The following is an 8695-nucleotide window of genomic DNA, read 5'->3' as shown; positions in this document are numbered from 1 at the left end:
GCGTGATGAACTGCTTAGTGGACGCTGGCCTCGGCCGCGTCTGCCTTGTCTTCTAACGTTTCTTCTGTTGTGTCCTCGGCCGGGGCCTCAGCTGCTGCGCTGGCCGTCTTGGTCACCAGCGCCTCAATCTGCTGCATCGACAGCATGTGGATCTGGATCAGATCCAGATCGCCCGAGCGGAACAATTTGGTGATCTCTTCATCCGGCAGTGCCCGCAGCTTTTCATTGCTGACCCGCAGGAAGCCAGTGATGCCGCCCTTGGTGCCATCCGCGAGCGTAAAGTCGATGCGCGCCTCTTCCAAAAGCCCCGCCTCTTCCAGACGGTCGCAGAAACCTTGGGTGCGGTTGAAGGTCGCCTGATACTCCTCCACGAACTGCAGAACCGAGCGCAGATAAGTGGTTTCGGTCCCTTCGGAGTCAAACAGACGCTCGCCTTTGTCGTCGGTGTTCAGCCCCGCGTAGCCCTCATCCAGACACAGCGTCATCTGATCCGAGCCTTCCTGAGCGGCAAAAACAAAAGGATAGCGGCGGAAGAAGGCCGGCACATAACGCCCGGTCCAGCTGTCATTTGCATCAACAAAGGCGTTGCTGTCTTTCTGCGTGCTCAGCAGGGCCAGCGGCACAACACCGGTTTCGGTGCGGCTGAAGACGATCGGCGTTTCCACACAGGCGCGTGGGAATTCCACATCCACGATCGGAACCGCATTCACATCGCGGGCAAAGCCGAAAGAGCTGGTGCGGCTTACCGAGGTTTTCTGATGAACCTGACGGTTCACCGGCACCACATTGTCGTAGATCAGCAGTTGTTTGGTCATGTTATTTCCCGTTGGTGATCGTGTTTGATCGTCTTGTTTTATGTACGTGCAGCGCCCAATCAGGCGCCGCTGAAGTCCTGTGACAGAGTCGGCACGTCCAAGGCGCCAAAGAGCGCTAGAATCTGAGCCTGAATTTGCACCACCCGCAGCCGGGCGATCTGCCCCTGCAGCACCAGCGTATCGCGCCGCAACCGTGCCTCCAGCCCGGCCTCTGGTCCGATGCGGCCGGCCTCTTGCTGTTCCTGCGCGGCGGCCAGACGGCGTTCCGCTGCGGCACGTTCCTGCCCGATCGACTGGACCGAGGCCAGTGCGCGCTTCAACCCTTCGGTCAGCGCCTCATAGCGACGTTCGGACAATTCGGTGATCTGGCCCAGCCGCAGGTTGGCAATCTCCACCCGCGAGCGTGCTTCGCGCAGCTTGCTGCGGCGCACCCCGCCCTCATAGATCAGCCAGTCCGCCTGCAGGCCCAGTTCCGTCGACTGCACTGTGGAGCCACCGCCGAAAAGCGAACCTTCGGTTTCTTCATAGGTGTATTCCAGCGTCAGTTGTGCGGTGGGCAGGAAGGCGGCTTTGGCAATCTCTTCCTGACGGGTGGCGATATCAATCTCAGCCTTGGCCACCTGAATGGCTGGCGAGACCTCACGCAGGCGTTCCAGACTGAAGCTGTTGACCAGCGCGTTGTAATTCGGGATCCCGACCGAGGCCCCGGCGTAAGCCACACCGCTGACATCCGGCCCCACAAAACGCTGCAGTTCAAACAGCGCCGTGGTGCGGTCAAATTCCCGCTCCGTCTGCTGGGCGCGGGCCTCAAACACATCGCTTTGCGCGCGCAGGAAAGTGTCGGCCTCAATCGTGCCGGCATCCACCCGCAGCCGCAGATCTGACGCCAGTTGCGAGCGCGCGCGCACCATGACGCGCGACTGGTCATAGCTGATCTGGGCCCGGGCCACATCCAGGTAGCTGTCAATCAACAGGGTGGTCAGCTCATTGCGCGCCACCACAGCCTGCGCCGACACCAGCGCCTGTTCGGCCTGTGCCAGCGGCATCTTCTTCCAGCGCACCCGGTCATAGACCGGCTGACGGACTGAGAAGGTCACCGTGGTTGTCGGATAGTTCGACGTGCCTTCCTGAAAGGTGGTGTTGTCCTGATTGACGATTTCCTGCTGCGTTTCGATATATTCGATGTTCAGGCCAACCCGCGGCAGCCGTTCCCCACGGGCCTGCAACACCAGCTCTTCGGCGATCGACTGTTCGATATCCAGGATCTCATATTGGGCATCGCGCCCCAGCATCCGCTGATACGCCTCCGAGAGTGAGAGTGTCTGTGCCTGCGCACCTGCTGCAAAAAACAACAAAAACGCTGCAAGGCCCCGCCCCAGCGTCCGGTGTTTGCGTCGTTGTGCGTGGCCGTGATGCAAAATGGCCTGTCCTAACAATTTCATCCGTCCAATTTCCTTGCCTGCCTCATTTTTATAGGGGGCGACGTCGGACTTCGGTGACCAGAAAAAACGCTTAACATTTAGCAATTAAAAGATGCAGAGCATGTCTGCACAACTACCCCCAAGTCAAGCGTTACCGACTTTGGCCATATAAATCAACAAAATGAAAGCGCGAGGGACGTTCATTCCGCTCTCTCAGTGGATATGAAAACCCCGCCCAAATTGGCGCTCAGTGGATCACCAGTTTCATCACCGCCAGCGCCACGCCCAGCCCGCCGGCTACCACACCCCCCATCAGGGTTGAGATCACGGTACCCTCAATCACCCGGCCAACGCCCCCCCAAGCAACACCAAAAGGGCGACACACAGGCTTTGCGCCAGGTAAACGGCCAGATCGACGCTGATCCAGCCAAAGGCGGCGGCGACGAAAAACAAGCTGGGCAGGTTGGCCACCGCCAGCGTCGGATAGCTGTGCCGCCACGCTGCACGCCATTTCTGTCGGGTGATCGCTTCGCGCACCGCCAAGGCATGTGACATCACTTCGGCAAAGGCTTTGGCCAATGTGATCGCCAGCACAGATCCAAACAGCACCGCGGCCGTTTCCAGCGGTCTTTCTGAGGTATCACCGGCTGCCATCAGGATGCTCAGCACCATAATTGCCCCGTAGATGATGCCAAAGGCGGCGTTGTCCAAGCGTTGAAAGAAGCCTGATTTTTGTGTCGCCTCAGCCGCCGGCGAGGCCTGTTGATCTGTGTTGGTCATAAGATCCCTTTGGTTTTGGCAAACCTGAATGCCCCCATCTGGCGTTTTGGCGCGCGCTGCTTGAAAAACGGGCGTCGCACGTCTCGATCCGCCGCAACCCAAACCACCCCATTGAGTTTTGTTACTTTATAAAATAATCCTGTGATCAAGACGCGGTCCTACAGATGCTAGGCCGTGTGCGTGAGGGGACAAGCGGGGGGACCAGATGCGCAAACAAGCGGCAACACGCCAATCGGACATTCTGACCGTCTTGCGCGGGTCTGATGCTCCGATGACGGCCTACCAGATCCTTGAAACCCTGCAGAGTGAGGAACCCGATCTGGCCCCACCTACAGTGTATCGCGCACTCAGCGCGCTGACCACGCAGGGCCGCGCCCATAAGCTGGAATCGCTGAAAGCCTTTGTGCCCTGCCGCTGCGATCACGGCGCCAGCCTGCCGGTTCTGGCGGTCTGCGGCACCTGCGGCGTGGTTGAAGAACATGACGGCAGCGCCCTGATGCCCGGCCTCACCGATCTGATGCGCCCCAGCGGATTTCAAACCGACCGCACCATCGTCGAAGTTCACGGCAATTGCACTGACTGCGCTCATTGAGCGTTTTGGATTAAGGACATTTCCATGCGTATTTCTCTTTCCTTTCTTGCCACGCTGGCAGCCACCACGGCCCTGGCCGAAACCACCCGGCAGCTGGACGCCCATGAACATGGGGTTGGCGCGCTGAACATCGCCATTGCCGGCACCACCCTGGAGATGGAATTCCAAGCCCCCGGCGCAGATATCGTTGGCTTTGAACACGCCGCCAGCAGCGCTGAGGACCGCGCAGCGGTGGATCACGCAGTTGCGACGCTGGCCCGCCCGCTGGAACTGTTCGAACTGCCTGCCGCCGCCGAATGCTCCGTCACCGAAGCCCGCGCCGCACTGGAAGCGGAAGAGGCGCATGACGATCATGACGAAGACCACGGGCATGAAGAGCATGAGCATGAGCATGAGGAACATGCACACGGTGAGCATGATGACGATCACGCAGACTCAGAACATGCCCATGAAGACCACGCAGAAGGCGACAGCCATACCGAGTTCCATGCCCATTACGTGCTGACCTGCGCCACACCTGAGGCGCTGGACCAGATCACATTCGCCTATTTCGACCAGTTCGAAAACGCCCGCGAGTTGGAGGTGCAGTTGGTCTCGGCCAATGGTGCCAAAGCCTTTGCGGTACTGCGCGACCAGCCCATCCTTGATCTGCGCGGCATGTTCTAATTGTGAGCGTGGCCCCGATCATTTCGCTGCAGGATGTGCAGTTTCGCTGGCCGGGCCGCACAGGCTTTGGCCTCAGCGTGCCGCAGTTTGAGCTGGCCCGTGGCGAAGCGGTGCTGCTGCTCGGCGCCAGCGGATCGGGGAAATCCACGCTGCTGTCACTGATCGGTGGCACGGTGCTGGCCAGTCAGGGCACGGTCCGCGTTGCGGGTGAAGACATCGCCAGCCTGCCCGGTGGCCGGCGCGACCGGTTTCGCGCCGAACAGATCGGCATGATCTTTCAGCAGTTCAACCTGCTGCCCTTTGGCTCGGTCCTTGACAACATCACCCTGCCCCTGCGGTTTGCACCAGAGCGGCGCAAACGGGCGGGTGATGTGCAGCGCGCAGCAGCTGGTCTTTGCGCCGCACTTGCCCTGCCGGAGGGGCTGCTCACCGCCAAGGCGGCCACCCTCAGCGTCGGCCAGCAGCAGCGCGTTGCCGTGGCCCGCGCCCTGATCGGCACCCCGCCCCTGTTGATCGCGGATGAACCAACCTCCGCCCTTGATGAAACCGCGCAGGGGCAGTTTCTGGATCTGATGTTTCAGCAGATCCGCGCCCAGCGCTCAGGGCTCTTGATGGTCAGCCATGATCCGCGGATGGCGGATCGCTTTGACCGGGTGATTGAGATGGCTGACTTTTTACATGTTGAAAGGCCAGCGGCATGATCCTGCGCCTTGCATTTGGCTCGCTGCTGGCGCGGGCGCTGACGGTGACCATGACGGTTCTGGCCATCGCGCTGTCGGTTGCCCTGTTTCTGGGGGTCGAAAAGGTGCGCACTGGGGCGAAGGCCAGCTTTGCCGATACGATCTCTGGCACGGACTTGATTGTTGGCGCGCGCTCTGGCTCGGTGCAGCTGCTGCTCTATTCGGTGTTTCGCATTGGCAATGCCACCAACAACGTCACCTGGCAGAGCTATCTTGATATCTCCGCGCGTCCCGAGGTCGACTGGATCGTGCCGATTTCCCTTGGGGACAGCCATCGCCAGTTCCGGGTGATGGGCACGACGCTGGGCTTTTTCGAGCACTACAAATATCGCCGTGATCGCGGGCTGGAGGTCGCAGAGGGCAAGTTGATGGCCGATCTCTTTGACACAGTGATCGGCGCTGATGTTGCGCAGGCTCTGGGCTACCAGATTGGCGATCCGATTGTGGTGGCCCATGGCATCGCCTCTTTCACTGAACATAAGGATCAGCCGTTCCGTGTGGCGGGCATTCTGGAAAAGACCGGCACCCCGGTGGACCGGACCGTGATTGTCTCCCTTCAGGCGATTGAGGCGATCCATGTCGATTGGCAAAGTGGTGCGAAGATCCCCGGCAAAACCACACCCGCCGATAAGATCCGTCAGATGGATCTGACACCTAAAGCCGTGACCGCCGCCCTTGTCGGGGTGACGAGCCCGCTGAAGACCTTTGCGCTACAGCGTAAGATCAACACCTATCCTGAGGAGCCATTGCTGGCGATCCTGCCCGGTGTCGCCCTGCAGGAGCTGTGGGGCATTGTGGGCCTTGCAGAAACTGCACTGCTGGCGGTTTCGGTGATGGTGGTGATCACCGCGTTGATTGGCTTGATGGCCACGCTCTTTGCCAGCCTGAATGAGCGGCGCCGCGAAATGGCAATCTACCGCGCTATGGGGGCCAGCCCACGGGTTATCCTGGGCCTACTGGTGCTGGAGGCATTGATGACCACGCTTCTTGGGGCTCTGATAGGTCTGGCAATGCTGTACCTTGGTCTGTGGATTGCCCAGCCGCTGGTCGACAGTGCCTTTGGCCTTTACCTGCCTATTGAACCGCCGGGCCTGCGTGAGCTAGGGGTGTTGGCAGGCGTCATCGCTGCTGGCGCAATTGTGAGCATGCTGCCAGCCCTGCGCGCCTATCGCCTGTCGCTGGCCGATGGTATGATGGTGAAGACATGACCAAGATTTCCCGACGTGACCTGATCACCCGCGCCTTGCCGCTCTCCCTCGCTGGGATGAGCCTGCCGAACCTTAGCCTTGCCGCCGCAGCGCGTGAGATTACCTGGGATGATCTGATCCCCCCGGGCATCCCCTATGCTGAGATCATCGGCGAAGGCGAGATGGATGAGGCCAACGACATCTGGCGCCCGATTTATGACGCCAATGCCACCAAGCTGAACGCCGACCTGCATGGCGCCTATATCCGCATGCCGGGTTTCATCCTGCCCTTGGAGATGGACGCCGAAGGGGTCAGCGAATTTGTTCTGGTTCCCTATGTGGGGGCCTGTCTGCATACCCCACCGCCGCCGCCCAACCAGTTGGTGCTGGTGCGGTCTGTCGATCCCTGGCCGAGCGAGGACCTGTGGGATCCGGTCTGGGTCACTGGGCGGATGAGCACGCAGCTGATGACCACCGAAGTGGCAGAAACCGGCTATGCGCTGATCGCCGATGAGATGGAGCGGTATGAGTGGTGAGGGGGACCTAAACCCACCTTTCCGCTTTCTCTTCCCTTCCCATGCCCAGCGCAGGTGACTGGCCTTGTGACGGGCCACCCTACACGGCGAGGTGATCTCAGCTAGGCTGGAATTCCTCCCCTTCTGGAATATTCACATCTGTGGCATACTATCACTGCGGGAAATTTTCACCCGCAGCAGGAAAGTCATTTTCAAATTTTTACTTTGAGGACCTTCACCATGCCCGATATCTCCAGACGCCATCTGTTAAGCACCGCCGCAGCCTTGGGTGTTGCGGCCAGTCTGCCAAGCCCGATGCTGGCCAATACCCAAGCGAGGTTTGTCCGCAAAAACGCCTTTAGCCCCGATGCAATCCCAGATCTGGAAAGCTATCGCCGCGCGGTTGAGGCGATGTTGAACCTGCCGCCGGATCATCCGCACAACTGGTATCGTTATGCGATGATCCATATGTCGGACTGCCCGCATGGCAATTGGTGGTTCTTTGCTTGGCACCGCCCCTTTATCGGCTATTTCGAACAGATCATCCGCGAATACTCGGGCGACAGCAATTTTGCCCTGCCCTATTGGGATTGGTCTGCTGAGCCGAAGATCCCACCGCAGTTCTTTGTCACCCCCTCAGACCCTGACAACCCGCTGGATCCCACTTCCGGGCATTACTATGAAACCCAGGCCGATTTCGCCGCCGATTTTGAACAGATCGTAAAGGCGCTTTATGCCAGCTATACCCCCGCACAGAAGGCGCAGCTGACCCTACGGGGCTATCCTGATGCCGACAGCTATTGGGCCAGTTACAACAACGGCGCGCTGGAAGATGGCATTCTGGCAAATATCGCCACCAACCGGGCGCTCAATCGCTGGAATACCGCGGATTACAAGATCGATTATCAAAACCCGGATCTGGTGGACCTGACCGCACAACAGACGCCATGGGGCCGCCCAGTCCCCGCCAAGACCAATGTGGAACCCTCAAAGATCCGCACCGGCATCAAAGCGCCGGATTTCGCCATGCCCGCCAGTGGCGCATCGCAAAGCGTCTATTTCAACAGCCCCATCTCAGCCAACCACCATATGTTCACCGGCTCGGCTGAGATCGAAGGCTTCCCACATAACACCACCCACAACTTCCTGGGCAACGCGATGCAAAGCCTGATGTCCCCGGTCGATCCGATCTTCTTCCTGCATCACTGCAACGTGGATCGGCTATGGGATGTCTGGGAACAGCGGCAACGCAATCTTGGGCTCTCCACCCAACCGCTGACCGGTGATCAGCAGGCGTTCTACAGTGAGGAGTTCCTGTTCTACATCGATGTTGCAGGCCAACCCGTCACCGGGCACACTACGGCCCGGGACGCGATGGAGATTACGCCCTTTGACTACAGCTATACCCCCGGCACCGGATCTGAACTGATCGGTGCGCCGCTCAGCCGGGTTGTGGCCGCAAACTTCACCGCCGTTGAAGAAGCCGCGCCAATCGCCGCCGGTTCGGTGAGCCTTGCCAAAGGGGCGCTGAACCCAACCCTGACGGAGGAACTGGCCCTAACAGCCAATAGCCTGACCAACGAAGGGTTGCCCAATGCAGAGGCCGCACGTGACTATCTGGCGACCGTCACCTTTATCCCCCCCGCCTCCGCCGGCAGTCTGGTCTATGAGCTCTACGTGGCGCCGGGCAACAGCGAAGCTGTGCCGGGCAACGCCGATACGGTTCTGGGCGGCACGTTTGAATTCTTTGGCATGCGCGGCGCCAAACACAGCCATCACGCAGACCCGCTGCATATCACCTATAACATCACCGATGCGGTGCAGGCGCTGAACGGGCAAGGCTTGCTGGAGAAGGATACAGAACTGTCCTTCGCCATGGTCACACAATCCAATGAGGTCGGCGGGCTGGAAGCGGCGGCCGAGGCCACACAAATGCGTGATGGTCAGTTGCTGGGGGTCAGTGTCGCCTCCATCTAAAG

General features: G+C 59.9%; 9 protein-coding genes. 6 read left to right on the top strand and 3 right to left on the bottom strand.

The genetic code is table 11. The features are described from left to right. Window positions 1-14 precede the first annotated feature (14 nt). The 3 genes from TL5118_RS09530 to TL5118_RS09520 form a co-directional block, all read right to left on the bottom strand. On the bottom strand, window positions 15-815 hold the full coding sequence (locus TL5118_RS09530; protein ID WP_058242839.1) for a SapC family protein: 801 nt from the start codon (window positions 813-815) through the stop codon (window positions 15-17). A gap of 59 nt (window positions 816-874) precedes the next feature. Further along, window positions 875-2257 carry a TolC family protein gene (locus tag TL5118_RS09525; RefSeq protein WP_082626213.1) on the bottom strand — a complete coding sequence of 461 codons (1383 nt, stop codon included), beginning with the start codon at window positions 2255-2257 and terminating at the stop codon, window positions 875-877. Between the two features lie 318 nt (window positions 2258-2575). Then, window positions 2576-3016: a hypothetical protein gene (locus TL5118_RS09520; protein WP_242601762.1), complete on the bottom strand. Its 441-nt coding sequence runs from the start codon at window positions 3014-3016 to the stop codon at window positions 2576-2578. A 205-nt stretch (window positions 3017-3221) separates the two neighbouring features. On the opposite strand from TL5118_RS09520, the gene TL5118_RS09515 reads away from it, so the two are divergent. From TL5118_RS09515 to TL5118_RS09490, 6 genes are all read left to right on the top strand, one after another. Then, window positions 3222-3608 (top strand): Fur family transcriptional regulator, encoded by a 387-nt coding sequence (locus tag TL5118_RS09515; protein WP_058242838.1) that lies wholly within the window; start codon window positions 3222-3224, stop codon window positions 3606-3608. A gap of 24 nt (window positions 3609-3632) precedes the next feature. After that, on the top strand, window positions 3633-4274 hold the full coding sequence (zrgA, locus tag TL5118_RS09510) for a zinc uptake protein ZrgA (RefSeq protein ID WP_058242837.1): 642 nt from the start codon (window positions 3633-3635) through the stop codon (window positions 4272-4274). Then, the gene (locus TL5118_RS09505; protein WP_058242836.1) at window positions 4274-4975 is read left to right on the top strand and encodes an ABC transporter ATP-binding protein; all 702 of its coding nucleotides are present in this window, start codon (window positions 4274-4276) and stop codon (window positions 4973-4975) included. The genes zrgA and TL5118_RS09505 overlap by 1 nt, the downstream gene beginning before the upstream one ends. After that, window positions 4972-6222, top strand: coding sequence for an ABC transporter permease (locus tag TL5118_RS09500; RefSeq protein WP_058242835.1), 1251 nt, complete (start codon window positions 4972-4974; stop codon window positions 6220-6222). Before TL5118_RS09505 ends, TL5118_RS09500 begins: the two co-directional genes overlap by 4 nt. Further along, window positions 6219-6737 (top strand): DUF3299 domain-containing protein, encoded by a 519-nt coding sequence (locus TL5118_RS09495; protein ID WP_058242834.1) that lies wholly within the window; start codon window positions 6219-6221, stop codon window positions 6735-6737. The genes TL5118_RS09500 and TL5118_RS09495 overlap by 4 nt, the downstream gene beginning before the upstream one ends. A gap of 219 nt (window positions 6738-6956) precedes the next feature. Further along, the gene (locus TL5118_RS09490) at window positions 6957-8693 is read left to right on the top strand and encodes a tyrosinase family protein (RefSeq protein WP_058242833.1); all 1737 of its coding nucleotides are present in this window, start codon (window positions 6957-6959) and stop codon (window positions 8691-8693) included. The last annotated feature ends 2 nt before the right edge of the window (window positions 8694-8695 follow it).

The sequence above is a fragment of the Thalassovita autumnalis genome, from assembly GCF_001458255.1.
Lineage (GTDB): Bacteria > Pseudomonadota > Alphaproteobacteria > Rhodobacterales > Rhodobacteraceae > Thalassobius > Thalassobius autumnalis.
This window is presented reverse-complemented; position numbering and strand designations above follow the sequence as displayed.

Excerpts from the sequence above, each read along its gene's own strand:
- TL5118_RS09530 (WP_058242839.1), bottom strand. The coding sequence starts at position 815 with ATGACCAAACAACTGCTGATCTACGACAATGTGGTGCCGGTGAACCGT.
- TL5118_RS09520 (WP_242601762.1), bottom strand. The coding sequence starts at position 3,016 with ATGACCAACACAGATCAACAGGCCTCGCCGGCGGCTGAGGCGACACAA.
- TL5118_RS09490 (WP_058242833.1), top strand. The coding sequence starts at position 6,957 with ATGCCCGATATCTCCAGACGCCATCTGTTAAGCACCGCCGCAGCCTTG.
- TL5118_RS09525 (WP_082626213.1), bottom strand. The coding sequence starts at position 2,257 with ATGAAATTGTTAGGACAGGCCATTTTGCATCACGGCCACGCACAACGA.
- TL5118_RS09500 (WP_058242835.1), top strand. The coding sequence starts at position 4,972 with ATGATCCTGCGCCTTGCATTTGGCTCGCTGCTGGCGCGGGCGCTGACG.
- TL5118_RS09515 (WP_058242838.1), top strand. The coding sequence starts at position 3,222 with ATGCGCAAACAAGCGGCAACACGCCAATCGGACATTCTGACCGTCTTG.
- TL5118_RS09495 (WP_058242834.1), top strand. The coding sequence starts at position 6,219 with ATGACCAAGATTTCCCGACGTGACCTGATCACCCGCGCCTTGCCGCTC.
- zrgA (WP_058242837.1), top strand. The coding sequence starts at position 3,633 with ATGCGTATTTCTCTTTCCTTTCTTGCCACGCTGGCAGCCACCACGGCC.